At 66.3% G+C, this 25,421-nt stretch carries 23 protein-coding genes; 17 read left to right on the top strand and 6 right to left on the bottom strand.

The genetic code is table 11. From position 1 onward, the window contains the following. Positions 1-38: 38 nt before the first annotated feature. Complete coding sequence (locus ACT6UX_RS17055) at positions 39-1,631, bottom strand: ABC-F family ATP-binding cassette domain-containing protein (protein ID WP_444776339.1); 1,593 nt, start codon at positions 1,629-1,631, stop codon at positions 39-41. 167 nt (positions 1,632-1,798) lie between these two features. Then, positions 1,799-2,158, bottom strand: coding sequence for a hypothetical protein (locus ACT6UX_RS17050; RefSeq protein WP_444776338.1), 360 nt, complete (start codon positions 2,156-2,158; stop codon positions 1,799-1,801). A gap of 62 nt (positions 2,159-2,220) precedes the next feature. Here ACT6UX_RS17050 and ACT6UX_RS17045 point away from each other — a divergent pair, with 62 nt between their 5' ends. Continuing rightward, on the top strand, positions 2,221-2,421 hold the full coding sequence (locus ACT6UX_RS17045; protein ID WP_444776337.1) for a hypothetical protein: 201 nt from the start codon (positions 2,221-2,223) through the stop codon (positions 2,419-2,421). On the opposite strand, the gene ACT6UX_RS17040 is transcribed toward ACT6UX_RS17045, so the two are convergent. Then, positions 2,411-3,529: a mandelate racemase/muconate lactonizing enzyme family protein gene (locus ACT6UX_RS17040; RefSeq protein WP_444776336.1), complete on the bottom strand. Its 1,119-nt coding sequence runs from the start codon at positions 3,527-3,529 to the stop codon at positions 2,411-2,413. The genes ACT6UX_RS17045 and ACT6UX_RS17040 overlap by 11 nt on opposite strands. 147 nt (positions 3,530-3,676) lie before the next feature. On the opposite strand from ACT6UX_RS17040, the gene cimA reads away from it, so the two are divergent. The 14 genes from cimA to ACT6UX_RS16970 all read left to right on the top strand — a co-directional run bounded on the left by cimA (position 3,677) and on the right by ACT6UX_RS16970 (position 20,421). Next, a complete protein-coding gene (gene cimA, locus ACT6UX_RS17035) occupies positions 3,677-5,284 on the top strand; it encodes a citramalate synthase (protein ID WP_444776335.1) in 1,608 nt (535 codons plus the stop codon). Between the two features lie 82 nt (positions 5,285-5,366). Further along, on the top strand, positions 5,367-6,512 hold the full coding sequence (locus ACT6UX_RS17030; protein WP_444776334.1) for an HlyD family secretion protein: 1,146 nt from the start codon (positions 5,367-5,369) through the stop codon (positions 6,510-6,512). A 3-nt stretch (positions 6,513-6,515) separates the two neighbouring features. Further along, the gene (locus ACT6UX_RS17025; protein WP_444776333.1) at positions 6,516-8,024 is read left to right on the top strand and encodes a DHA2 family efflux MFS transporter permease subunit; all 1,509 of its coding nucleotides are present in this window, start codon (positions 6,516-6,518) and stop codon (positions 8,022-8,024) included. A 17-nt stretch (positions 8,025-8,041) separates the two neighbouring features. After that, positions 8,042-8,806 (top strand): RNA methyltransferase, encoded by a 765-nt coding sequence (locus tag ACT6UX_RS17020; protein ID WP_444776332.1) that lies wholly within the window; start codon positions 8,042-8,044, stop codon positions 8,804-8,806. A gap of 2 nt (positions 8,807-8,808) precedes the next feature. After that, positions 8,809-9,231 carry an OsmC family protein gene (locus ACT6UX_RS17015; protein ID WP_444776331.1) on the top strand — a complete coding sequence of 141 codons (423 nt, stop codon included), beginning with the start codon at positions 8,809-8,811 and terminating at the stop codon, positions 9,229-9,231. Positions 9,232-9,442: 211 nt separating this feature from the next. After that, positions 9,443-10,057 carry a 30S ribosomal protein S4 gene (rpsD, locus tag ACT6UX_RS17010; protein WP_298317368.1) on the top strand — a complete coding sequence of 205 codons (615 nt, stop codon included), beginning with the start codon at positions 9,443-9,445 and terminating at the stop codon, positions 10,055-10,057. A 147-nt stretch (positions 10,058-10,204) separates the two neighbouring features. Then, positions 10,205-11,446 (top strand): efflux RND transporter periplasmic adaptor subunit, encoded by a 1,242-nt coding sequence (locus ACT6UX_RS17005; RefSeq protein WP_444776330.1) that lies wholly within the window; start codon positions 10,205-10,207, stop codon positions 11,444-11,446. A 22-nt stretch (positions 11,447-11,468) separates the two neighbouring features. Then, entirely contained in the window at positions 11,469-14,594 is a 3,126-nt protein-coding gene (locus tag ACT6UX_RS17000; RefSeq protein ID WP_444776329.1) for an efflux RND transporter permease subunit, read from the top strand. A 24-nt stretch (positions 14,595-14,618) separates the two neighbouring features. Beyond that, positions 14,619-15,800 (top strand): amidase, encoded by a 1,182-nt coding sequence (locus tag ACT6UX_RS16995; protein ID WP_444776328.1) that lies wholly within the window; start codon positions 14,619-14,621, stop codon positions 15,798-15,800. Positions 15,801-15,845: 45 nt separating this feature from the next. Then, positions 15,846-16,370, top strand: a complete 525-nt coding sequence (locus ACT6UX_RS16990) for a sugar O-acetyltransferase (RefSeq protein ID WP_444776365.1) — start codon at positions 15,846-15,848, stop codon at positions 16,368-16,370. Between the two features lie 2 nt (positions 16,371-16,372). Continuing rightward, positions 16,373-16,777, top strand: coding sequence for an AtzH-like domain-containing protein (locus ACT6UX_RS16985; protein ID WP_444776327.1), 405 nt, complete (start codon positions 16,373-16,375; stop codon positions 16,775-16,777). A gap of 23 nt (positions 16,778-16,800) precedes the next feature. Further along, positions 16,801-17,841, top strand: a complete 1,041-nt coding sequence (locus ACT6UX_RS16980; RefSeq protein WP_444776326.1) for an amidohydrolase family protein — start codon at positions 16,801-16,803, stop codon at positions 17,839-17,841. Between the two features lie 157 nt (positions 17,842-17,998). Continuing rightward, complete coding sequence (locus ACT6UX_RS16975) at positions 17,999-19,564, top strand: ABC transporter substrate-binding protein (protein WP_444776325.1); 1,566 nt, start codon at positions 17,999-18,001, stop codon at positions 19,562-19,564. Between the two features lie 245 nt (positions 19,565-19,809). Further along, the gene (locus ACT6UX_RS16970; protein WP_444776324.1) at positions 19,810-20,421 is read left to right on the top strand and encodes a 2OG-Fe(II) oxygenase; all 612 of its coding nucleotides are present in this window, start codon (positions 19,810-19,812) and stop codon (positions 20,419-20,421) included. Between the two features lie 3 nt (positions 20,422-20,424). On the opposite strand, the gene ACT6UX_RS16965 is transcribed toward ACT6UX_RS16970, so the two are convergent. Next, positions 20,425-20,847, bottom strand: coding sequence for a winged helix-turn-helix transcriptional regulator (locus ACT6UX_RS16965; protein ID WP_444776323.1), 423 nt, complete (start codon positions 20,845-20,847; stop codon positions 20,425-20,427). Positions 20,848-20,992: 145 nt separating this feature from the next. Here ACT6UX_RS16965 and ACT6UX_RS16960 point away from each other — a divergent pair, with 145 nt between their 5' ends. Then, a complete protein-coding gene (locus tag ACT6UX_RS16960; RefSeq protein WP_444776322.1) occupies positions 20,993-21,577 on the top strand; it encodes a flavodoxin family protein in 585 nt (194 codons plus the stop codon). 51 nt (positions 21,578-21,628) lie between these two features. On the opposite strand, the gene ACT6UX_RS16955 is transcribed toward ACT6UX_RS16960, so the two are convergent. Both ACT6UX_RS16955 and ACT6UX_RS16950 read right to left on the bottom strand, forming a co-directional pair. Further along, positions 21,629-22,612: a Bug family tripartite tricarboxylate transporter substrate binding protein gene (locus ACT6UX_RS16955; RefSeq protein WP_444776321.1), complete on the bottom strand. Its 984-nt coding sequence runs from the start codon at positions 22,610-22,612 to the stop codon at positions 21,629-21,631. A 29-nt stretch (positions 22,613-22,641) separates the two neighbouring features. Next, the gene (locus ACT6UX_RS16950; protein ID WP_444776320.1) at positions 22,642-24,300 is read right to left on the bottom strand and encodes a rhodanese-like domain-containing protein; all 1,659 of its coding nucleotides are present in this window, start codon (positions 24,298-24,300) and stop codon (positions 22,642-22,644) included. A gap of 99 nt (positions 24,301-24,399) precedes the next feature. Here ACT6UX_RS16950 and ACT6UX_RS16945 point away from each other — a divergent pair, with 99 nt between their 5' ends. Beyond that, positions 24,400-25,317: a LysR family transcriptional regulator gene (locus tag ACT6UX_RS16945; protein WP_444776319.1), complete on the top strand. Its 918-nt coding sequence runs from the start codon at positions 24,400-24,402 to the stop codon at positions 25,315-25,317. Positions 25,318-25,421 lie beyond the last annotated feature (104 nt).

The raw sequence follows: 25,421 nt of genomic DNA, 5'->3' as shown, positions 1-25,421 counted from the left end.
GCTGCAACATCCATGCCATCGCCATGAGGGGTCTCTCGTCAGGTGTCACCCCTAGCCGGTATTTCGAGGCGACGCGTGGTCCCGATAGCGGCGAGGAAGGGCTCGTCATGACTCACCACCAGCAACGCGCCGTCATAGGCGCGCAGGCCGGCCTCGACCGCTTCGATCGCATCGATGTCGAGATGGTTGGTCGGCTCGTCGAGGATCAGGAGCGATGGCGGTCGGGCGCCGCCCAGCACGCAGGCGAGGCCGGCCCGCAGCGTCTGTCCGCCGCTCAAGGTCGACACGATCTGCAACGCCGCATCGGCGCGGAACATGAAGCGGGCGAGGGCGGTGCGGCAGGCGTTCTCAGCGGCGCCAGGATTGAGCCGCAGGAAGTTGTCGCGGATCGACAGCGACGGGTCGAGCAGACTCACCTGCTGGTCGAGCATCGCGATCGTGGTGTGCCGTCGCACGCTGCCTGACCATGGGACGAGCTTGCCGGTGACGAGCGCAAGCAGCGTCGACTTGCCCGACCCGTTCGGGCCGGTGATCGCTACACGCTCCGGGCCGGTGAGGGTGAAGGAGAGTCCGTCGATGATCGCAGGGTCCGTTCCGTAGCCCGCACTTACCGAATCGAGACGCAGTACGGTCCGGCCAGCCGGCAGGCCCGTCGAAGGCAAGGCCATCGACAGCGGCTGCAGGATCTCGATCCGCTGCCGTGCGGCGTCGGCGTCTTCGACTGCCTGCGTCCGTCGGCGCTCGGCGACACGGACATTGTCGCCCGACGTGCCTTCGGCGCGGTTCTGTCGCGCACCGGCCAGGATGCGGGGCATGTCGCCCTTGGCTCGTTTGCGCTGGCCGGCGCCGTCCTTGCGCGCCTTGCGTTCGGCGGTCGCCTGCACCGAGCGCGTCACTTCGGACACCCGGCGTTCCGCGTCGTCGAGGTCGTGGCGTGCGGCGGCGAGTTCCAGTGCCTTGCGCTCGCGGTAGTGACTCCAGTTGCCGCCATAGCGTGTGATGCCCAGCGACGTCATTTCGACGATGGCGTCCATCGTCTCCAGCAGGTCGCGGTCGTGGCTGACGACGATCGCGCTCGCCCGCCATGTCGACAGCAGTCTGATCACGGACGCGCGCCCCTCGCGATCGAGATTGTTGGTGGGCTCGTCCAGCAGGATGAAATCCGGTTGGGCCAGGACCAGCGCGCACAAAGCGGCGCGCGTGCGCTGCCCGCCGGAAAGCGCCGACAGCAATGTCGAGGGATCGGCGTCGAGCCCCACGCGAGCGAGTGCCGAGGCGATGCGCGCTTCGATCGTCCAGTCGGTCGAGGCCAGCTCGTCGGCAGTCGCTCGGCCTTCCTCGGCACGGCGCTGCACGTCGAGCGTGCCGGCGACTCCCATCAGGCCGGCCAGCGTCTCGTCGGGGGCGACCTGCACGGTCTGCCTCAGGACGCCCAGCGTGCCGGTCGTCGACACCTTACCCGCTTGCGGCGACTGCGTGCCGGCAATGATCGCGAGCAGCGTCGTCTTGCCGACGCCGTTGCGGCCGACGAGGCCGGTTCGGCCGCCGTCGAAACTCAGATCCAGATTTGAGAAGAGGGTACGGCCGTCAGGCGTGGTCGCGGTGAGGCCGGAAAGCGTGATGGAAGGCATGGAAGCGGAGTCCCCTGATGGCAAGGCAAGCGGGCATTGCGGTCAGGTGGAAATCCATTGCAGGCGCATCCGGTTCAATTGTCGGGGCACTCAAATAGGCGCCGTGCCTGTCCCGATCAAGACCGGGGACGCGCTTCGGCGCGGGCTCCGTTTTGCTTCTGCGGACCCTACTTCGTGGTGGCGTCCCAGCGGCAGCCGCGATTCTTTTCGGTGACGACCAGCGTCTTCGGCGATTTGGAGGCGTCGGCAACGACGTCGAGGCGCACGCCCGAGAGGGTGAAGGCGCTCATGTAGACGCCCGGGCTCGTCTGCTTCAGCGTCTCGCTGATGCCGCCTGCCGCCTTGAGCAGGGCCTTGTCGCCCTGGAGCGTGACCGAGTGGACGCGCGAAAGCTGGGCGTCGAGACCGCGGCAGCCCGCCAGATTCGCATCGGAGGCGGCCATGCGAAATTCGATGGGTGCATTCTGGGCGTCAGCGGCCGACCCGGTCATGCCGATGAGGAACGCCGCAATGACAAATGATTTCATGGTGACTCCGGGCTGACGAGACAGAAACGTCCCGTGGGATAGCAGTGATCAGGCATTAGTCGATGCGCAACAACGGTTCGGACGATACGTCATCTGCATGGATGTCGACCGGCTTTCCGCCGGACGCCATCACGCTTTTCCGCTACCTCATTTCCGCCGGCGTTGCCGCAAGCGCGAGAGCCCCCGTCGCCTGCAGCACGCTTCTTCATCGGCGAATCGGCAAGCGTGTCCGTGCCTGCCGCCGCGCCCGGATCATCCCGTGAGGCGTTGCCCGCCGATGCGATGATCCTTCAGGATCTCGGGCCGGAATACGACGCCGTGGCCGGGGCGCTCCGGCGGCGACATGGTGCCGTCCTGGGCGGGGAGGACCGGCTCGATCCAGAGATCGTCGTTCCAGTCCATGTATTCAAGGTAGCTGGCATTGGGGATCGAGGCCAGCACATGGACCATCTGCTCGTGGAACAGGTGCGGCGCCAGGCGGATGCCGTAGGGCTCCGCCATCGACGCGATCTTGCGCAACTCCGAATAGCCGCCGCGCATCGGGTCGGGCTGCAGGATCGGCGTACCCGGATGCTCGAAGAAGGGACGGAGATCGTTCCTCATGAAGTGGCTTTCGCCGCCGACCACCCGCGTCTTCAGCGCCGCGGCGATGCGGCGGTAGCCCGCGAAGTCTTCGGCGACCACCGGCTCCTCGAGCCAGTAGGGATCGAACTCGTCGATGTGGTGGCCGGCCTGGATGGCGGTGTCGGCGTCCCATCCCATGTTGACGTCGATCATGATCTCGACGCCGTCGCCCATCGCCTCACGCATGGCCTTCACGTTGGCCACGTCCTCACGCCACGGCCGGATGTGCGCCACCTGCATCTTGATGGCCTTGAGCCCCTGGCTGGTGAACTCCTGGGCGCGCGCGATCATGCCGTCGCGGCCGAGGCCGCGGAAACAGCCCGAGCCGTAGGCCGGGATCTTCGTGCGCGCGGCGCCCCACAGGCGGAACAAGGGCAGGCTGGCACGCTTGCCCACGATGTCCCACAGCGCCATGTCGACGGCGCTCTGGGCGGCCAGGGTGATGCCCATGCGGCCCAGCCAGAAATTGTTCTTGTAAAGGGTCTGCCAGATGCCCTCGATTTCGGTGGCGTCGCGGCCGATCACATAGGGCGCGACCAGCTCTTTCATGCAGGCGTCCAGCGTGTGCAGCCCGCCGTGCAGCGGCATCAGGTAGCTCATCCCGATCAGCCCGCCCTGCGTCTCGATCTCCAGCACGAAGATCTCGCGCGGCCCCGGCGCCAGGATCCCGGCCGCCGGCGGCGAGGACCGCCACGGCACCTGCAGGAGCGTCGTGCGCAGTTCGGTGATGGTGGTGGCGGTGGTCATAAGGCTTTTCCTTCCAGCTTCGATCGTCTTGTGACCGCATCGATCATTGCGGCATACGTCGATTTCCAGGAATTTACCCCGTCCTTTGACAGGTGTCGCGGCGGTCTGGTTAGGCGTATGGTCCCGGCCCTTCGAAAAGGCCGAGCCATGACGTCATCCAACCGAGTCTATCTCTTCGATACCACCCTGCGAGACGGGGCCCAGACCCAGGGGGTCGATTTCACCGTGGCCGACAAGGCCGCGATCGCGCGCGAGCTCGACCGGTTGGGCATCGACTATATTGAAGGCGGGTGGCCGGGCGCCAATCCGACCGACGACCGGTTTTTCGCCGATCCGCCGGAGTTCCAGAACGCCAAGTTCGTGGCCTTCGGCATGACGCGTCGCGCCGGCCGAAGTGCTGCCAACGATCCCGGCCTCGCGGCGATCCTGCAGACCAAGGCGCGCAACGTCTGCATGGTCGGCAAGACCTGGGATTTCCATGTCGACGTGGCCCTCGAGGTCGACCGGACCGAATATCTCGAGATGATCTCGGACTCGCTCGCCTATGCGAAGACCCGCATGGAGGAGACGATGTTCGACGCCGAGCATTTCTTCGACGGCTACAAGGCCAATCCCGACTATGCGATGGCCTGCCTCGCCGCCGCCGAGAAGGCGGGCGCGCGCTGGATGGTGCTCTGCGACACCAACGGCGGAACCCTGCCGCACGAGATCGAGCGCATCGTGGGCGAGGTGGTGAAGAAGATCCCGGGCGACCGGCTCGGCATCCATACGCACAACGACACCGAGAATGCCGTGGCCAACTCGCTGGCCGCGGTACGCGCCGGCGTGCGTCAGGTCCAGGGCACGATCAATGGGCTCGGCGAACGCTGCGGCAATGCCAACATGATCGCGCTGATCCCCAACCTCGTGCTGAAGATGGGCTTCGACACCGGGCTGAAGGACGGCGCGATGCAGCGGCTCACGCACCTGTCGCGCCTGCTCGACGACCGGCTGAACATGCCGACCAACCGCAGCGCGGCCTATGTCGGCACGCGCGCCTTCGCCCACAAAGGCGGCCTGCACGTATCGGCGGTCGAGAAGGACCCCCGGACCTACGAGCATGTCGACCCGGAGGTCGTCGGCAACCAGCGCCTCATCGTCGTCAGCGACCAGGCCGGCCGGTCCAACATCATGGCCCGCTTCCGCCAGATCGGCCTCGAGGTCGATCCCAAGCATCCCGGCGTCGCGCGCCTGCTCGAGATCGTGAAGGACCGCGAGTCCGAGGGCTACGCCTATGACGGCGCGGATGCGAGCTTCGAGCTGCTGGCGCGGCACGAGTTGCACACGCTGCCCGACTATTTCGCGCTGCACAGCTTCCGTGTCCTGGTCGAGCGTCGCGTCAATGCGCGCGGCCAGACCGTGGCCATGTCGGAAGCGACGGTTAAGCTCGACGTCGCCAGCCGCCGCGCGATGGAGGTGGGCGAGGGCAATGGCCCCGTGAACGCGCTCGATGCCGCGCTGCGAAAGGCGCTCGTGCCGGTCTATCCGGAGCTCGAGGACATGCGGCTGGTCGACTTCAAGGTCCGCATCCTCGATTCGGCAGGCGGTACGGCGGCGACGACACGCGTCATGATCGAGAGTGCGGATGCGAAGGGGCGGCGTTGGAGCACGATCGGCGTATCGCCCAATATCGTCGATGCCTCCTACAACGCGCTCTACGACGCCATCACCTACAAGCTGTTCCGTGATGGTGCCCGCCCGGCTCAGCCTGCCTAGCAGCACTACCGGCGCAGCCGGCGTAGCAGCCATGCCGCACCTGCCGGTTGACCTCGGGTAGAGTGGGGCAGACGATATAATCGTGCGAGACGGAGAGCATCTGGATACCCAGACACCGCCCATCGCGGCGGCTTCCCTGCGCCGTCCGCGGCTGGGCGCCCGTGTGCTCGCGCGCGCCTTCATGTGGGCGCTGCCGGCGATCGTGCTGGTCGCCACGCTGTTCGTCTGGCTGTCGTCGGGCGGCACCGTCACCACCGACAATGCTTATGTGAAGGGCGACCGCGCCCAGATCGCGACCCAGCTTTCCGGACTGATCGTCGACGTGCCGGTGCACGAGAACGAGAAGGTCTCGCGCGGCCAGCTCCTGTTCCGGCTCGACGACCAGTCCTATCGCCACGCGCTCACCCGCATCGAGGCCGAGACCGAGACGGTGCGCGCCGAGATCCGCGGCCTGCGCGCCCAGTGGCGGACCAAACGCGAGGAGATCAAGGCGGCGCTCAGCCAGCAGACCTTCGCCCAGGCCGAATTCGACCGGCAGGCGGAGCTGGCCGAGAAGAAGGTCGCTTCCACGGCCAAACTCGAGGAGGCCCGCATGGGCCTCGAAGTCGCGCGCCAGCGCATCTCGGCGGCGCAGGAGGATCTGCAGCGCATCGAGGCGGCGCTGGCGGGCGATCCCAAGATCCGCGCCGACGACCATCCGCGAGTGCGCCAGATGATGGCGATGCGCGAGGAGGCGCTGCTGCAACTGCGCCGGGCCACGATCGAGTCGCCGATCGACGGTATCGTCAGCAAGCGGCCGGTGCCGGGCAGCTATGCCACCGCCGGCGTGCCGGTGATGGTGGTGGTGGCCGACGGTGATCTGTGGATCGAGGCCAACTTCAAGGAGACCGAACTCACGCGTGTGCGCGCGGGCCAGAAGGTCCAGATTCATGTCGACACCTATCCGGAGTCCGAATGCTGGGGCACGGTGGCGAGCATCTCCCAGTCGACCGGCGCGGAGTTCGCCGTGCTGCCGCCGCAGAACGCCACCGGCAACTGGGTCAAGGTGGTCCAGCGCATTCCCGTCCGCCTCTCGGTCGCCTGCCGCGAAGGTGATCCGCCGCTCCGGGTTGGCATGAGCACGACCGTTTCGGTCGAGACCGGTCATACGCGCTCGCTCGCCAGCCTGTGGGCGGGGTGGGCCAAGTCGCTCGGTCTCTCGAGCGCGTCCGCTTCTCCTAAGCCCTGACCGATGGCGCCGGCCGTCGACCCGGCGGTCCTGCGCCGCCGCCGCCTGATCACCTTCACGGTGATGGCCGCCACCATCATGCACGCGCTCGACGGCACCATCGCCAACGTGGCGCTGCCGTCGATCCAGGGCTCGCTGTCGGCGACGCAGGAGCAGGTCTCCTGGGTCGTCACCTCCTACATCGTGGCCTCCGCCATCCTGACGCCGCTCGCCGGGTTCTGCGCCATGCGCTTCGGCCTGCGCCGGACCCTGGCGACCTGCGTGATCGGCTTCACCATCGTGTCGATGATGTGCGGCGCGGCGCAGACGCTCGACCAGCTCGTCCTGTTCCGTGCCCTGCAGGGTGGCTTTGGCGCGGCGCTGGTGCCGGTATCGCAGGCCATCATGATGGACACCTATCCGCGCGAGGAGCAGGGCAAGGCGATGGCCATGTGGGGGGTCGGTACGATGCTCGGCCCCATCGCCGGGCCTTCGCTGGGCGGCTGGCTGACCGACGAATTCTCTTGGCGCTGGGTTTTCTACGTCAACCTGCCGGTCGGCATCCTGTGCGCGGTCGGCATCCTGGCCTTGGTGCGCGACAACGTGCACGGCGCGCCGCGGCGCTTCGACCTGATGGGCTTCACCCTGCTGGCGGTCGCCATCGGCTCGTTCCAGCTCATGCTCGACCGCGGCCACATGCTCGACTGGTTCGACTCGGTCGAGATCATCGGCGAGACGCTGGTCGCGGCTGTCGCCTTCGCCATGTTCGTGATCCACATGATGACCGACCGGCAGCCGTTCCTGTCGCGTGAGCTGTTCCGCGATCGCAATCTCACGGTCGGGCTGTGCTTCACGGCACTTGCCGGCCTCGTGCTGATCGTGACGGCCACCCTGATGCCGCCGTTCCTGCAGCAGCTCATGGGCTATCCGGTGTTCACCACCGGCGTGGTGCTGGCGCCGCGCGGCGCCGGGATGATGGTTTCGATGATGATGGTGTCGCGCCTGATCGGCCGCATGGATGCGCGCCTGCTGATCGGCGCTGGCTTCGCGCTGGCGGCGGTGTCGCTCTACGACATGACGCTGTTCAACCTCAACGTCAGCGAGGGCCGCATCATCTGGAACGGCATCCTGCTGGGCTTCGGGCTGGGCCTCGTCTTCCCGCCGCTCACCGTGCTGACCTTCGCCACCCTGCCGCAGCGCCTGCGCACCGAGGGAGCCGCGGTGAACGCGCTGCTGCGCAATCTGGGCGCCAGCATCGGCATCGCCGTGCTGGTCTCGATGCTGGCCAGCAACACCCAGCAGAACCGCGCCGACATGGTTGAGAAGTTCACGCCCTATCATCCGGGCTGGCCGATGAATCCCACCGGGGTGAGCCTCGACCCGACGCAGCTCGCGATCTGGGACGGCGAAATCACCCGCCAGGCCGCGCTGATCGGCTACCTCAACGACTTCCGCATCATGATGATCTGCTCGCTGGTGCTGATCCCGCTGCTTTTCCTGATGCGACGCCCGGCCCTTATCGGCGGCCGCTAACCACGTTATACGGCGGCATGGGACGCGCATCGAAGGGCCGCGACGTCGCCGCCGTCACGCCGGCGGTCATCCTCGTACGCCCGCAACTTGGAGAGAATATCGGCATGGCCGCGCGCGCCATGCTGAATTGCGGCCTGTCGACGCTCAGGCTGGTCGCGCCGCGCGACGGCTGGCCCAACGAGCGGGCGCAACGCGCCGCCTCGGGGGCCGACATCGTGCTGGAGAAGGCCGAGGTCTTCGAGAGCGTGGGCGAGGCGGTCGCCGACCTCGAGCATGTGGTCGCCACCACGGCGCGCAACCGCGAGCTGGTGCAGCGCATCGTGACGCCGCGCCAGGCCGCGTCCGAGATGCGCGGCTGGATCGGACGGGCCGAAGGCGTCGGCATCCTGTTCGGGCCCGAGCGGACCGGTCTCGAGAACGACGACATGGTGCATGCCGACACCGCGCTCTCGATCCCGCTCAATCCGCAATTCTCCTCGCTGAACATGGCCCAGGCGGTACTTCTGGTGGCCTATGAATGGACTGCCGCCGCGGATACGACGCCGCCCGTGCGCGTGGCCGACCATGCGACACGGCCCGCGACCAAGGAGGAGCTGCAGAGCCTGTTCGACCATCTTGAGCGTGCGCTCGACCGGTCGGGCTTCCTGCGGAACAAGGAGATGCGGCCGTCCATGGTGCTCAATCTCAGGGCGTTGCTGCAGCGCGCCGAGATGACGGAGCAGGAGGCCCGCACCTTCCACGGCGTCATCAAGTTCCTGTCCAAGAAACAGCACGAGGAATAGCCATGTCCACCACCGCCAGGATCACCTGGGTCGACGGAGCGCTCCTGGTCGCCGAGGGCGGCAGCGGCCACACGATCACCATGGACGGCGCTGCCGAGATCGGCGGCCACAATCTCGCCTCCCGGCCGATGGAGGTCCTGTTGATGGGAATGGGCGGCTGCACCGCCATCGACGTCGTCTCGATGCTGAAGAAGCAGCGCCAGGACATCGAAGGGGTCGAGGTCTCGCTGGTCGCCGAGCGGGCCGAGGACCATCCCAAGGTCTACACTTCGGTGAAGCTGGTCTACACGGTGCGCGGCCGGAAGCTGAACAAGGCGCTGGTCGAGCGAGCGGTCAGCCTGTCGGACGAAAAGTACTGTTCGGCGACCGCGATGGTGAAGAAATCGGCCGCCGTGACCCACGAAGTGGTGCTGGTCGAGATCTAAGTCATTGATCCGACAGCATTAACGCCCGCTTGACTGGCCGGAAACGGCCGGTATGTTCCGCGCTTCCTCCGGAGAACGTGGTTGAGGGCCGTTCGGGCTCTCCTCCCGCCCCGACTGAAGCGCCTGCAAACAGGCGCGATGTGTCGGACCAAGGCCTATCCGGACAACACGGCGTACCCGCGAAGCGGGGCGCACAATGACGGAGTGCAGCGTGAGCAAGCGCGCAAATTCGAAGTACAAGATCGACCGCCGCCTCAGGGTGAACCTGTGGGGCCGTCCCAAGAGCCCGCTCAACAAGCGTGAATATGGTCCCGGCCAGCACGGCCAAGGTCGCACCAAGCCGACCGACTATCGCCTCCAGCTCATGGCGAAGCAGCGCCTCAAGGGCTACTACGGCTCGGTCAGCGAGCGTCAGCTGCGCCGCTATTACGCCGAAGCCGTCCGCCGCAAGGGCGACACCGGCGAGAACCTGGTCGAGCTGCTCGAGCGCCGGCTTGACGCGGTGATCTACCGCATGAAGTTCGCCATCACCGTCTTCGCCTCGCGCCAGCTGGTCAGCCACGGCCATGTGAAGGTCAACGGCCGCCGCGTGAACATCGCGTCGTACCAGGTGAAGGACAACGACGTCATCGAGCTGACCTCCAAGGCCAGCCAGATGGAGCGGGTCCTCGAGGCGACGCAGACCGCCGAGCGCGACGTGCCGGAATACGTGACGGCCGACCACAAGGACATGAAGGGCACCTATGTGCGCGGGCCGAAGCTCGCGGACGTGCCGTATCCGGTCCAGATGGAGCCCTCGCTGGTGGTCGAATACTACAGCCGTTAATCGGCCGACCCTGGAATTGACGAAAAACCCGCCCGATCGTGGCGGGTTTTTTGCATGTGGATTCCGGCCGGAGCAGGTGTTTCCGGCTATCGCCGGGCGGTGGGGGGGCTATAATCCTGCCGGGGCTTGGGGACTGGAGTCTTGGGAATGGGATTCGTCCGTGCGGCGGTCTTCGCTTCGATCGTTGCGATCGGCGGAGCAGTCTATATCTATCGCGATGATGTGATCCGGCAGGTCGGGCCTCATATCGGCATGGGAACGGCTGCCAAGACGGCCGAGGCCCAGGCGAGCCCTGCTTCAGGCGCGCAGCCGCAGGGCCGTCGCGGCCGCCTCAATCCGGGTGGGGCGGTGCCGGTCGTGGTCATGCCGGTGATGCGCGACGCCATGCCCGTCATGGTGGATGCCGTCGGCACGGTGCAGTCGATTGCCTCCGTCCAGATCAAGCCGCGGATGGACAGCCAGATCATGAAGGTGAACGTCGAGGAGGGCGCTCTCGTGAAGGAGGGCGATATCCTCTTCGAACTCGATGCGCGCACCCTGAAGGCACAGCTCGGGCAGATCGAGGCGCAGATCCGCAAGGACCAGGCGCAGGTCGTGCAGGCCCGGCGTGACCTGCAGCGCAACGAGGAGCTCCTGTCGAAGAACGCCGGCACCGTGGTGCAGCGCGACAATGCCGGTACCGCCCTGAAGGCCGCCGAAGCGCAGCTCGAGGCCGACGAGGCCGCCAAGGCCAGCGTCCAGACCCAGCTCACCTTCACCGAGATTCGGGCCCCGGTCTCCGGGCGCATCGGCTCGATCGCGAACAAGGCGGGGGCGGTGGTGCGCACCGGCGACAATTCGGCCACCAGCACGCTGGCCACGATCAATCAGATCGACCCGATCTACGTCAGTTTCGCCATTCCGCAGATCATCCTGCCGGACCTGCGCGCCGCGATGACCAAGGGTCCGGTCGCGGTGACGGCCGTCATCGACGACACGAAGAAGCAGTCGGGCGAGATGGCCTTCATCGAGAATACCGTCGATCCGAATACCGGCACGGTGACGGCCAAGGCGCGTATCGGGAATGCCAACGAGCTCTTGTGGCCCGGCCAGTTCGTCAAGGTCGAGATCGTCCTGGGCATCGAGTCCAATGCGATCTCGGTTCCCGCGAGCGCGGTCCAGCTCGGATCGCAAGGCCCCTTCGTGTTCGTCATCAAGGACGGCGTGGCCGAGCTCAGGCAGGTCGTCGTCAAGCGAACCCAGGACGGCCGAGCCGTGATCGGCAAGGGTGTCGAAAGCGGCGAGCAGGTGGTGGTCGACGGTCAGCTCCGGCTGGTCCAAGGGGCATCGGTGACGATCCGGCCGCCGACGGTGGATCCGAACCGGCCCGCATCGCCACCGCGCGGATAGCCGATCGTAGCGGAGGCGGGACGTGAACATCTCTGAACTTTGTATCCGCCGTCCGGTGATGACCATCCTGTTGATGGCATCGTTCGTCCTCGGTGGAATATTCGCCTACAAGCAGCTCCCGGTCGCCGCCGTCCCGAGGGTCGAGTTCCCGACCATCCAGATCACGGCGCAGCTGCCCGGCGCCAGCCCCGAAACGATGGCTGCCTCCGTCGCCTCGATCCTGGAGCGCCAATTCTCGACGATCGCCGGCGTGACCACGATGACCTCGACATCGTCGCTCGGGAACACATCGATCGTGCTCCAGTTCGACCTGAACCGGAACATCGACGGCGCCGCGCTCGACGTTCAGTCGGCGATCTCCTCGGCTATGCGTCGGCTGCCGCCGGAGATGACGACCCCGCCCAGTTTCCGAAAGGTCAATCCGGCGGACTGGGCGGTGATGTTCCTCGCGCTCAAGTCGAACCAGGCCCGGCTCTCGGACGTCGATGCTTTCGTCAACCGGGCGATCATGCCGCGTGTGTCGACCCTGCCGGGCGTGGCGCAGGTCCTGATCTTCGGCTCTCAGAAATTCGCCGTCCGCGTCCGCGCCGACCTGGACCAGCTCGCTGTTCGCGGGCTGACCCTGCAGGAGCTGCAGAACGCCGTCGTCAACGCCAATTCGAGCAAGCCGGTCGGTTCCATCGCGGACCAGAAGCAGAACGCGATTCTCGAAGCCACGGGGCCGATCAGCAAGGCCGCGGACTACATGCCGGTGATCGTCACCTGGCAGAACGGCGCGCCGGTCCGCATCTCCGACGTGGCGACTGCGATCGACAGCGTCGAGAACGACAAGGTCGCGAGCTGGCTCGACGGCACGCGCGCCATCGTGATGGGCGTCTATCGCCAGCCCGACGCCAACACGGTCGAGGTGGTCGATCGGGTGAAGGCGATCATCCCGCAGATTCAGGCCGAGCTGCCGGCAGGGGTCGAGATCCACCTGCTCGCCGACCGATCGAAGCCGATCCGCGAGGCCATCGACGACGTCGAGTTCACCCTGGCGCTGGCCGCGCTCCTGGTGATCATCGCGATCTATTTCTTCCTGCGCAGTTTCCGCGCGACCATGATTCCGGCGATCGCGCTGCCGATTTCGGTCATCGGTACCTTCGCCGGCATGTATCTCTGCGGCCACTCGATCGACAACATATCCCTGTTGGCGCTGACCCTGGCCGTCGGCTTCGTGGTCGACGACGCCATCGTCATGCTGGAGAACATCGTCCGTCACATCGAGGCGGGCGAAAAGCCGATGGAGGCGGCGCTCAAGGGCTCCAAGGAGGTCGGCTTCACGATCGTCTCAATGACGTTGTCGCTGGTCGCCGTGTTCATCCCCGTGCTGTTCATGGGCGGCGTCGTCGGGCGCATGTTCAACGAGTTCGGCCTCGTCATCGCCTTCGCGATCCTGATCTCGGGCATCGTGTCGCTGACCCTGACGCCGATGCTCTGCTCACGCTGGCTGAAGCCGATCGACCATCACGAGAAGCACAACGTGCTCCTGCGCAGTTTCGAGTGGGGCTTCACGAAACTCACCAATGGCTACGGCTGGGCGCTGCGTCGCACGGTCGGCTATCCCCGGCTGGTGCTCGCGATCACGCTCGGCACCTTCGTCGTCACGGCGATGCTCTTCCAGGCGATCCCCAAGGGCTTCTTCCCGTCGGAGGATATCGGCCAGATCCAGGGCTCCACGATCGGGCCGGACGATGCGTCCTTCGACGCGATGGTGGCCCGCCAGTCGGCGTTGGCCGAGGTCATCCGCCGGGATCCCGACGTGGCCTCGGTCATGTCGACCGTCGGCGGGGGCAATGCTGCAGCCACGGTGAATTCCGGACGCATCTTCATCATGCTGCGTGACAAGCCGGAGCGCACGGACAGCGCACAGCAGGTCATCGCCCGACTGCGCCGGGCGACGGCCGCCGTGCCGGGCATCAACGTGTATTTCCAGGCTGCCCAGTCGATCAACATTTCCACGACGCAGAGCCGTGCCCAATACCAGTTCGGCATGCGTTCGAGCGATCTCAACCTGCTGCGCGAATACGGCCCCCTGATGGAAGCGAGGATGCGCCGCATACCCTCGATCCTCGACGTGAACTCGGACCTGCAGGTTCGGGCCCGCTCGGCAATGATCGATATCGACCGCGACATTGCCTCGCGGCTCGGCGTGTCGGTCGACCAGATTCGCCTTCTCCTCTACTCGGCCTTCGGCACGCGGCAGGTTTCGACCATCTACGCATCGGACGACACCTACCAGGTGATCCTCGAGGCGGATCCGAAGTACGGCGATGCCGGCGACATCCTGCGGAAACTGCAGGTCCGAACGCCCAATGGCGGACTCGTGCCGCTGGACACGCTGGCCAAGCGCATCGACAAGCCGACGTCGCTGACCGTCAACCACATTGCCCAGCTTCCCTCGGTCATGATCTCCTTCAACCTGGCGCCGGGCGTGGCGCTCGGCGAGGCGGTGCGCGACATCCAGGCGGCGGCGACGGAGGTCGGCCTGCCGGCCACCATCACCACCAGCTTCGAGGGCAGCGCCCAGGTCTTCCAGCAGGCGGTCGCCAACCAAGGCCTGCTGCTGCTGGCGGCGGTGCTGGTGATCTACATCATCCTGGGAATTCTCTACGAGAGCTTCATCCATCCGCTCACCATCCTGTCGGGTCTGCCGTCGGCTGGCATCGGCGCGCTCGCGACCCTGATGTTGTTCGGCATGGACCTGTCGGTCATCGCCATGATCGGCGTCGTGATGCTGATCGGCATCGTGAAGAAGAATGCCATCATGATGGTCGACTTCGCGATCGAGCGACGGGGTCAGGGGGCCGATGCCGAAACCGCGATCGTCGAAGCGGCGCTCCTGCGCTTCCGGCCGATCATGATGACGACCGTCTGCGCTCTCCTGGGGGCCCTGCCGATCGCCGTGGGTCACGGCGCCGGCGCAGAACTCCGCCAGCCGCTCGGCATCACCGTCGTCGGCGGCCTGATGGTGTCGCAGCTCCTGACTTTGTTCATCACCCCCGTCGTCTACATGTGGTTCGACAAGCTCACCGGCATGAAGTTCAGCCCCGGCTGGGCGAGGCGTTGGCGCACCAAGGGCCGCATGCCGGCGGCGCCGGCCGAGTAGGCTTCCAATAGCGAGTAGCGTTCCATGAATGACGAGATCGGTGCCTTCGTTCCCGGCCCCCGTGCGCGCATCGAGGGCAGGGCGGGCGGTCCGCTGTCGGGCCTCACCTTCGCCGCGAAGGACCTCTTCGACGTGGCAGGCGTGCCGACCGGCGGCGGCAACCACGACTGGCCCACCGGGCGTCCCATCCCCGACAGGCACGCCTGGGCGGTGCAGACCCTGCTCGATGCCGGCGCGACGCTGATCGGCAAGACCATTACCGACGAGGTCTCGCTCGGCATCCTGGGCGAGAACGCCTTCGACGGCACGCCGAAGAACGTCCGCGCCCCCGGGCGCGTGCCGGGCGGCTCGTCCTCGGGCTCTGCCGCCGCCGTGGCCGCGGGGATCTGCGATACCGCGCTCGGCACCGACACCGGTGGCTCGGTGCGCGTGCCCTCCAGCTTCTGCGGCCTGTACGGAATCCGCCCGACCCATGGCCGCATCGACGTGACGGGCATGCTGCCCCAGGCGCCGACCTCCGATACGACCGGATGGTTCGCCCGCGACGCCGAGACCTTTGCGAAGGTCTGCTCTGTGATGCTGGGCGAGGAGATTCCGACGGCGTTGCCCTCAAAGGTCGTCGTCGCGGTCGACGCCTTCGGCTTCGCCGATGCCGACACGTCCGAGGCGCTGCAGCCGTTGGTGAAGAAGCTTGCCGCCCTTATCGGTTCGAGCCGCGAGGAGATCATGGCGCCGCAGGGCCTCTCGGTATGGGCGCGCGCCCAGCGCAGCCTGCAGCCCGCCGAGGCCTACGCGACGTTCAAGCCGTGGCTCGACGAGCGCAACCCGCGCTTCGCCTTCTCGGTCGCCAAGGCGCTGGTCACTGGCTCGATGATTCCCGAGGGCGACAAGGTCTGGGCCAACCTGATGCGCCAGGAAGCGCGCGGCCGCATGAAGTACTTGCTGCCGCCGGGTACGATCCTTTGCCTGCCGACGACGCCGTTTCCGGCGCCGAAGGTCGGCCTGCCGCTGTCGGTTCTCGATCCGCTGCGCGACCGCATCACCTGCCTCTGTGCGCAGGGTGGGCTGGCGGGCTTTCCGCAGGTCAATCTGCCCGGCGCCACGACGGTTGACGGTCTGCCCGTCGGCCTGTCCATCATCGGTCCGCGCGGCAGCGATGCGACCCTGGTCGCCGTGGCCCGCGCGATGGAGAAGGCGGCAGGCTGATCGCGCCTTCGAGAAGGAGGCGTCTTGGCGAGCGAAAAGCAGAAGATGCTAGCGGGCGAACTCTACGTGGCGACCGGCGAGGAACTGGCCGCCGACGCGCGCCGCGTCGCCGATTGGATGGATCGCTACAATGCCTCGATCGTGGCTACGCAGAAGAACTATCCGGCGCTGCTGCGCGAGATGCTGGCCGAGGTGGGGGAGGGCGCCTACATCCGGCCGCCCTTCCATTGCGACTACGGCTACAACATCAGCCTCGGTAAAGGCGTGTTCCTCAACTTCAACTGCATCATCCTCGACGTGGTGCAGGTCACGATCGGTGACCGCACGCAGATCGGGCCCGGCGTGCAGATCCTGACTGCGGACCATCCGCGTAGTCCCGCGCAGCGTCGCGCCGGCCTGGAATTCGGAAGGCCGGTGAAGATCGGCGCCGATGTCTGGATCGGCGGCGGCGCCATCGTGCTGCCGGGCGTGACCATCGGCGACGAGGCGATCGTGGGCGCTGGCGCCGTCGTCACTCGCGATGTCCCGGCGGGTGCTACAGTCGTGGGAAATCCAGCAAGAGTGAGGTGAGCGTGACGGATCTGACGCCGAACATTCCCGAAGTCGTGGACGAGGTACGTGAGCTGTTCGAACGCTACGAGCAGGCGTTGATCGACAAGAACGTCGAGGTGCTCGACGCCACCTTCTGGAACAGCCCGCACACGATCCGTCTCGCCAACAACGAACACGGCTACGGCTTCGACCGCATCCATGCCTTTCGCGTCGCCCGTCCGCCGGGGCCCGGCTCCAAGGAGAAGCGGCTGCGGCTCGACATCGTCACCTTGGGCCGCGACATCGCGACGGTCTCCCTGGTCTACAAGGTGCGGGGCAGGGAGATGACAGGCCGGCAGACGCAGACCTGGGTGCGCCTGCCCGACGTCGGATTTAAGGTCGTGCATGCCCACGTCTCAATGATCGCCGAAGAGCCGATCCACTAAGAAACGCCGCGACGGAGGAAACGATGGTCCAACCCACCGAAAGCCTGGGCAATGTCATGAATCCCGATCCGGCCTGGGTCGCTAAGGTGAGCGAGCCGGCGCTCGAGCCCGACCTGCCGATCGTCGATCCGCATCACCATCTCTGGCAGCGCACCGGCAACGATTATCTGTTCCACGACCTGCTGGCCGACACGCGGACTGGGCATAACATCGTGGGTACGGTGTACGTCGACTGTCATTCGATGTACCGCAAGGACGGGCCTGCCGAACTGCGCTGCATCGGCGAGACCGAGTTCGCCAACGGCGTCGCGGCGATGAGCGCGTCGGGCCTCTATGGAAACTTGCGCGCCTGCGCCGGTATCGTCGGCCGTGTCGACTTGCGCCTGGGGGAGAAGGCGGGCGATGTGTTCGACGCCCAGATCGCCGCCGGCAACGGACGCTTCAAGGGCATTCGTCACCAGACCGGCTGGGACGCCGATCCGGGAATCCGCAACTCGCGCAACGACCCGCCGCCCGAGCAGACCCGCGACCAGACCTGGCGCGAGGGTTTCAGGGAACTGGCGAAGCGCGACCTGACGTTCGACGCCTGGCTCTACCATCCGCAGATCCTCGAGATCGCCGAACTGGCCGACGCCTTCCCCGGCACGACGATCGTGCTCGATCATGTCGGCGGGCCGCTCGGCTATGCTGGTTATGCCGGCCGCCATGACGAGGTGCGTACCGCCTGGAAGAAGTCGATGGCCGAACTGGCGAAGCGCTCCAACATCGTGGTGAAGGTCGGCGGGCTTGGCATGGCGATGGGCTTCTTCGACTTCTACCGCCGTCCGACCCCGCCGGGCTCGCAGGAACTGGCCGACGCGTTCAGGCCCTGGGTCGAGACCACGGTCGGCCTGTTCGGTGTCGACCGCTGCATGTACGAGAGCAATTTCCCGGTCGACAAGATCACCTCGGGCTACGGCGTCCTGTGGAACGCCTTCAAGCGGATCTCGTCCGGTGCGTCGGCCTCGGAGAAGAAGGCCTTGTTCTCGGGGACGGCGGCGCGGGTCTACAGGCTCGCTCTCTGACTTCGGGGCGATCCGGCTTGCAAGAACCGTGTCAGGAATCGCGCGACGCGTTTCGCCGGAGGAACTTTCTTTTTCGTCCAACCGGCGCTGCCGCGCTGACACAGGCAGTGAACCCGCTCTAGACTTTTGGTCCTCGCGTTGTTTATGGGGCCCATTGATGCGTCGTTTCCTACTATCCGCTGTGGCCGCCTTCGCCACCATTTCCGCCGTGCCGATCGCCTCGGCGCAGACCCTTAAAGTGGTGATGCACTCCGATGTGAAGGTGCTCGATCCGATCTGGAGCGGCGCCTACATCACGCGCAATCACGGCTACATGCTCTACGACGTGCTCTTCGCCATGGACGAGAAGTTCCAGGTGAAGCCGCAGATGGTCGACACGTGGACGACCAGCGACGACGGGCTCGTCTGGACCTTCAAGCTGCGCGACGGGCTGGAATGGCACGACGGCCAGCCGGTGACGGCCGAGGATTGCATCGCCTCGCTGAAGCGCTGGTCGGCCCGCGATGCGATGGGCCAGAAGATGGCGCAGGCCCTGAAGGAATATAAGGTCGTCGATCCCAGGACCTTCCAGATCGTGCTGAAGCAGAAGTTCGGCGCGGTGATCGAGTCGCTGGGCAAGCCGTCGGTGGTCGTACCCTTCATGATGCCCAAGCGCATCGCCGAGACCGATCCGTTCAAACAGATCGAGGACTACATTGGCTCCGGCCCCTTCGTGTTCAAGAAGGATGAGTGGAAGCCCGGCGAGAAGCTCGTCTACACGAAGTTCGCCAAGTACAAGCCGCGCGCCGAGCCGATGTCGGGCCTGTCCGGCGGCAAGGTCGTGAAGGTCGACCGGGTCGAGTGGGTCTCGATCTCCGACGCCGAGACCCAGGTCAATGCGCTGCTGAACGGCGAGATCGACTATCTCGAAGGCGTTTCGTCCGACCATCTGCCGCTGATCGAGAAGGACAAGGGCGTCCGCGTCATCAAGGGACGCGTCTCCAACCAGTACGCTTTCCGGCCGAACTGGCTCTTGCCGCCCTTCAACAACGAGAAGGTCCGTCAGGCCGCCGCGCTGGCCCTCAACCAGGAGGACTTCCTGCAGGCCAATATCGGCGACAAGCGATTCTGGCAGACCTGCAAGGCGATGTTCACCTGCGGCTCGCCGCTGGCGACCGATGCCGGCATGGCCGGACTGGTCGAGGGCAATGCCGCCAAGGCAAAGGCGCTGCTGGCCGAGGCCGGTTACGACGGCACGCCCGTGACCCTGCTGGCACCGACCGACCTCGGCTCCATCAAGCAACTCGGCCCGGTGGCCAAGGCGCTGCTCGAGCGGGCGGGCTTCAAGGTCGACATGATTTCGATGGACTGGCAGAGCGTGATCGTGCGGCTGGCCAAGAAGGTGCCGGTGTCGGAGGGCGGCTGGAATGCCTTCTCCACGAGCTGGTCGCAGGTCGATATCCTGGATCCGCTGATGACACCCTTCCTGATCGCGAGCTGCGACAAGGCCCGCGCCGGCTGGCCGTGCGACGAGGAACTCGAGAAGCTGCGCGACAAGTACGTGCAGGCGAGCACGGAAGCCGAGAAGAAGGCCGCCGCCACCGCCGTCCAGGAGCGCGCCATCAAGGTGGTGACACACGTGCCGCTCGGCGAGTGGTTCGGTGTCAGTGCCGTGCGCTCGAATATCGGCACGCTGACCCCGCCGCCGCCGGTGACGGTGTTCTGGGGCGTGACCAAGAAGTAAGGACACATCGTCGGCTGAACGGCATCTAATGGGCTTCCGTTGATGTTTTGGGTGAACTCCGGGCCGATCCATCAGCTCAGAGTTCACCTTAACTACCGGAGCTAGAGGCTCAGGCTGTTCGCTGAAGTTAAGACCGCTTCCTGATGTTTCGCGTCAGCGTCTACGGGAGGCATCTCATGGGCGGCTAGATTAACCATCCAAAACAATGTCTTGCCAGCATCGGTTAACACGCCGAAAGCTGGCGGATGTCGGAGCCGTCTTTCCTTGGCGGGCGGTTTCCGCCCCACCGGATCTTCGCAGGATGGCTGGGCGAGGCCCATTCGGCGCGACTGCTGGCCTACGCGCTCGCCTCCGAACCCAGGTTCACGCCGACCCGTCTGGCCCATGAGGGCACCGGCCGACTCGAAACGCTGACCCGCCAATCCTCCGTCCTGACGGATCTGGGTGCCTTCGCCCGGCCGCTGCGCCGCAAGGCACTGGCGCTGCAGTCGGTGCTGGAGATGGAATTCGAGATGGCCCGCACGCCGCCCAACAGCACGCAGCTGGAAGTGGTTGCGCATGGCGACGGCGCCTTCTACCGGCCGCACACCGACACGTTCACCGGCGATCAGTACACGCCGGGCGGGCGTCGGCGGCTCACCATGGTCTACTACTTCCACCGAGAGCCGCGCCGGTTCACGGGCGGGCGTCTCCGGCTCTTCGATCTCGGCGGCGGCCAGACGGTCGATGTCGAGCCGACCCACGACAGCCTGCTCGTCTTCCCCTCGACGGCGCGTCACGAGGTCGAGCGCGTGTGCTGCCCCGAGGGCGCCTTTGGCGATGGCCGCTTCGCCGTGAACATCTGGCTGTGCGGCTGACCGCTACTCCGCCGCCTGCAGCACCGCCGCCTTCTCGGGGCCTTTCGGCTCGATCGCGCGGCCATTGCGCCGGGCGGCGTCCTCGGCTTCCCAGCGGATCGCGATCTCGGCCAGCCGGTCCATGACCTCGTCCAGTTCGCCGCCGCGCTTGGTCAGGGAATAAGTGACCTTGGGCGGGATGGTCGCTTCGTAGTCGCGCTTCACCAGTGCCGCGCCTTCCAGTGTGCGCAGCCGCTCCGTCAGCATCTTGGCCGAAATGCCCGAGACGCGGCGCTTCAGCTCGCCGAAGCGCTGCGGCCCATGGGTACGCAGATTGTAGAGGATGTAGGTCGTCCACGGTCCCATCAGCATGCGCAGGATGAAGTCCATCGGGCAGCTGACGCTTTCCTTGGCCTGGGCGGCGGTGGCGGGGGTCGACGTGCTCATGGAAAAACCTTCAGGTTACGATTCGGTACCTACTGGAGAATATATAGCGGCCATCCCAGATGTTTCCAGTCACTTTATGAAAGCAACTGATCTGAAGAAACGCCTCTGTAGTTTCTTTAGTGAAATCAAAGGATTGGAAGTCATCATGACCAACGTCGCCATCGTCTATCACTCTGGATATGGACACACGCAGGCGCTTGCCGAGGCGGTGGCCACGGGCGCCCGGGCGGTTCGGGGCACCAGCGTCAGCCTGATCCCGGTTGGCGAGGCGGAGGCCCGGGGGGCCGAGCTCGATGCGGCCGACGCCATCGTCTTCGGCAGCCCGACCTACATGGGCGGCGTGTCGGCGGACTTCGCGAAGTTCAAGGACTGGACGTCGAGCCGCTGGATGGAAGGCAAGTGGCGCAACAAGCTCGCCGCCGGCTTCACCGTCTCGGCCTCGTGGAACGGCGACAAGCACAACACGCTGTACCAGCTTCTCACGCTCGCGGTGCAGCACGGCATGGTCTGGGTCGGCCTCGGCCTGCCGCCCGGCAACAACAATTCGAAGGGCTCGAGTGCTGACCTCAACCGGGTCGGCGCCTCGATCGGGGCGATGGCGCAGGCCAACGCCGACCAGGGCGTCGAAGGCATCGGCGCCAGCGACTTCAAGACCTTTGAGGCGCTGGGTCGTCGCGTCGCGCAAGCCACCCAACGGTGGCGGGAAGAGTCGCTGGCCGAGGCGGCCTGAAGGTTCTCGCCGCCTCCTTGCCTTTCACGCGGGCGAGGAGACGGGAGCCTCTCACTCCATCCGGACGCCGGCGGACTTGACGATCGATCCCCACGACTTGAGCTCCTGGCGGAACAGCGCAGCCAGTTCCTGCGGCGTGCTCGTCTCGACGGTCGCGCCCTGCGCGGTGAAGTCGGACAGCACGTCGGGCATGGCCATGACGGTGCACATGGCGGCGTTCAGCCGGTCGACGATCGCGGCCGGCGTCTGTGGCGGCGCCAGCAGGAAGATGCTGGCGGCCGCATTGAATCCCGGCAGGGTCTCGCTGATGGCGGGAACGTCTGGCGCGACTGGTGACCGCTTCGCCGACGTCACGGCGAGAAGGCGGAGCTTGCCGCTCCGTGCCAAGGCGAGCGCGGGCGGCAGGCTGACGAAGCAGATCGGGACCTGGCCACTGATCAGGTCCGCGAGTGCCGGCGTTCCACCCTTGTAGGGAACGTGGACGATCTGTACGCCGGCCGCCTTCTGGAACATCTCCGCGCTCAGATGCGCGATGTTGCCGACGCCGGGCGTGGCATAGCTGTATTTGCCTGGGCTGGCCTTCAGGACATCGATGAGCTCGCGCACGGTGTTGGCGGGAAAGGCTGGGTTGACCACGAGGGAGTAGGGCAGATTGCCCAGCGCGCCGATCGGCGTCAGCGTGAGTGGATCGTAACCGACCTTGTCGTAGATCGTGGTGCCCACGAGGATTCCCGATTCCGCGAAGAACAGCGTGTATCCGTCGGGCGGCGCGCTGGCGAGAGAGGCGGCAGCGATGGTGGAACCGGCGCCCGGCCGGTTCTCGACGACCACCGGCTGGCCGAGCAGCGGGCTGAGCTTGTTGGCGAAGATCCGGGCCAGGATATCGGCGCCGCCGCCCGGCGGATAGCCGACGAGCAGCTTCAGCGCTCGCGACGGATAGGCGCCCGTCTGGGCAAATCCGCGAGGTGCGGCAATCCCCAGCCCGAGGGCGGAGAGCGCGAGTCGGCGGCCCAGCTTCATGTCTTTGATGCTCATGTGATGTGACCTCGTGGCGACGCGCCCTCTCAGGCGGCGTCCGGCGGGAAGTAGCGGAACTGCAGGCTGCGATCCTTCTCGAGCTGCTGGATGAGGTCGATCTCCCAGGTGAGGTAGGCCGTCATCGACTTGCGCAGATCGTTATAGTCGTAGGGGCTGTACCAGACGTCGTCGGTCTCGGAAGTCATGTTCTCGAGGCCGCTGGCCAGCGGCAGGCCCGCCGTCGCCCAGGCGGCCGTGCCGCCGTCGAGGATCGAAACCGGCAGGCCTGTCGCCGCTATCGCATCCGCGGCCGCGAGGGCGGCGAAGGAGCCATCGTCGGACGTGAGCACGATCCGCCCCGCCTGAGGCATACCGGCCGCGACCTGCGCCAGCCCATCCTGCAGCCGCGAGCGCACCGCGAACCACGCACCGGGAATGTGGCGCGACCGGAAGCGAAGACTGTTCGCCAGATCGACCACCACCGCTTCGCCGGTCGCGAGCAGCCGATGGAGTTCGAGGACGGTGATTCGTTCCACGCCGTCAGCGTCGTTGGGCGGCAGGATTTCCACCGGCTCGGGCCCTTTTTCGAGCGCTGCGCCACAGGCACTCAGGCCGCCGGTCAGCACGAACACCTCCGTCCAGCCGAGCTGGTTCAGCCACGACGCCGTCATGCGCGCGCGCACGCCGTTGTCGTCGCACAGGACGATGCGGGCGCCCCGCGTGCCGACATAGTGGTCGGTCGACTGGATGAGCTGGCCGCCGGGCGCGCTGCGGGAACCGGGAATATGCCCCGCCTCGTATTCCTCGGGACTGCGAACGTCGAAGAAGTACAGCGAGCGAGCCGCATCGGCGCGCAGGTTGCGCAGACCGGCGGCGTCGATCTCCCGCACGCCGAAGCGCTTCGACACGCGCATCGCGGCTTCGATGGCGGAGGCGAGGCCCTTGGGCGTAGGCGGCGGCGCGACCGTCCGGCTGCCGCGCGCCATGGTCTCGCCGCTCAGGTGCCAACCGGCTGTGCCGTTGCGCACGCAAACGACAGGATTCCCGATGCCGGCATTGATCAGCGATTGGGCACCGATGATGCCACGCGTCCGGCCGGCGCAGTTCACCACAATAGTGGTCTCCTGCCGTTCGACGAGGTCGAACACCCGATACACCAGCTCGGCGCCCGGGCAATCGATACCGCCGGGCAGGCTGTAGTTGTGAAACTCGGAGTAGGGCCGGCTGTCGAGGATCACCATGTCCTTGCCCTGGTCGATCCAGCGGCGCAGTTCCTCGGCATCGATGGCCGGCGTGTCGTAACGATGCTCGACGAATTCGCCGAACGCCTTGCTCGGCACGTAGATGCCGGCGAACACTTCGAGACCTGCCTTTCGCCAGCCTTCCAGCCCGTCCTTCAGGATCGAGATGTCGATGTAGCCCCAACCGGCGAGGCGCTGCGCCGCGCGCTCGGCCAGTCCGTCGTCGCTCTGGTCCATCAGGACGATGCGGGTCGTCCGACGCGGCACGAGGGCCGCGATGCGCATTTCCAGATGGCTGAACGGCATCGACACGATCGTCAGCGGATGGCCGGTGTTGAACAGACCCTCCTCGCGCACGTCGAGGAACGCGAGTTCGCTGCCTTCGCCCAGCAGGGCGTGGACGCGCATGGCATCGATCCGCGGCCAGGGTCGCGCGGTCTCGGGAGTGGCTTTGACGCTGTTCATCGGATCTTCGGCAAAGGTTGAGGAAAGACGGCGCAAATCCTGCTCGCCGCTGCCGAATAAGGAAAATATAAATATCGTATGTATTGATTAAGGATCGGTATGAATATCACCGTTCGGCAATTGCGCGCTTTCGCGCTCGGCGCAGAGCTGAACTCCTTCTCGGAGGCCGCCGGCCGGATGGGCATGACGCAGCCCGGCTACTCGCTCCTGATCCGTCAGCTGGAGGAGGAGATCGGCATGGCGCTGTTCCGGCGTACCACGCGCCGGGTCGAACTTACCGAGGCGGGCCGCGAGATCCTGCAGAGCGCCCATCACACGCTGCAGCAGCTCGACGAAACCTGCCGCCGCGCCGCGGACTTTCGCGACGCGCGCCAGGGCACCCTCAATCTCGCCTTCGTCCCCTCCGTGGGCTGCAGCGTCCTGCCGCCGATCCTGTCGCGATTCACGGCAGCCCATCCGGGCATCAAGCTGGTGTTCCAGGAAGCGCAGGCCACCGCCTTTGCCGAGCGTGTGCGCAGCGGCCAGGCGGAAATCGGCCTCGGGCTGCTGCTGCAGGCGGACAGCCTGTTCTCCTTCGAGCCGCTGATGCGCGATTGCCTCGTCGCGCTGCTGCAGACGCAGCATCCGCTGGCCGCACGCCCCACCGTGACCTGGAAGGCTCTGGCACGCTTTAACTCGATCCTGGTGACCAACCAGTCGAGCGTGCGGGTCCATGCCGATCGCGCGGCCGCCGCGGCCGGCGTCGAAATCGAGCCGACCTATGTTCTCGATTCGCTCACGACGGCCGTCGGCATGGTGCGCGCCGGGCTTGGATACGCGGTGTTGCCGAGCCTGGCGCTGCGCAGCATGGCGTTGGGTGGGATGGTGGCCCGCATGGTGGAGCAACCTCGCGCGTGGCGCGACATCGGCCTGCTCACACGATCGCGGTTCAAGCTGTCGCCGGCAGCCGCCGCGTTCGCCGCCATCGCGCGCGAGGTCGCGACGGACTATTCGGAAGGAGGGCCGCCCGATCGCTGACCGCTTTCCCCAGATGGAAACGGGGGACCATTGCCTTCCGGCAAGGTCCCCCGTTCGGTAAGAGCCGGACCGGCGGCTCCCGCGAGAGCCGCCGGCGCGTTTCC

Origin of the sequence: Reyranella sp., assembly GCF_052439685.1 — a bacterium.
Lineage (GTDB): Bacteria > Pseudomonadota > Alphaproteobacteria > Reyranellales > Reyranellaceae > Reyranella.
Note: the sequence above shows the minus strand (reverse complement) of the source record. Positions and strands in the feature narration are given on the sequence as shown.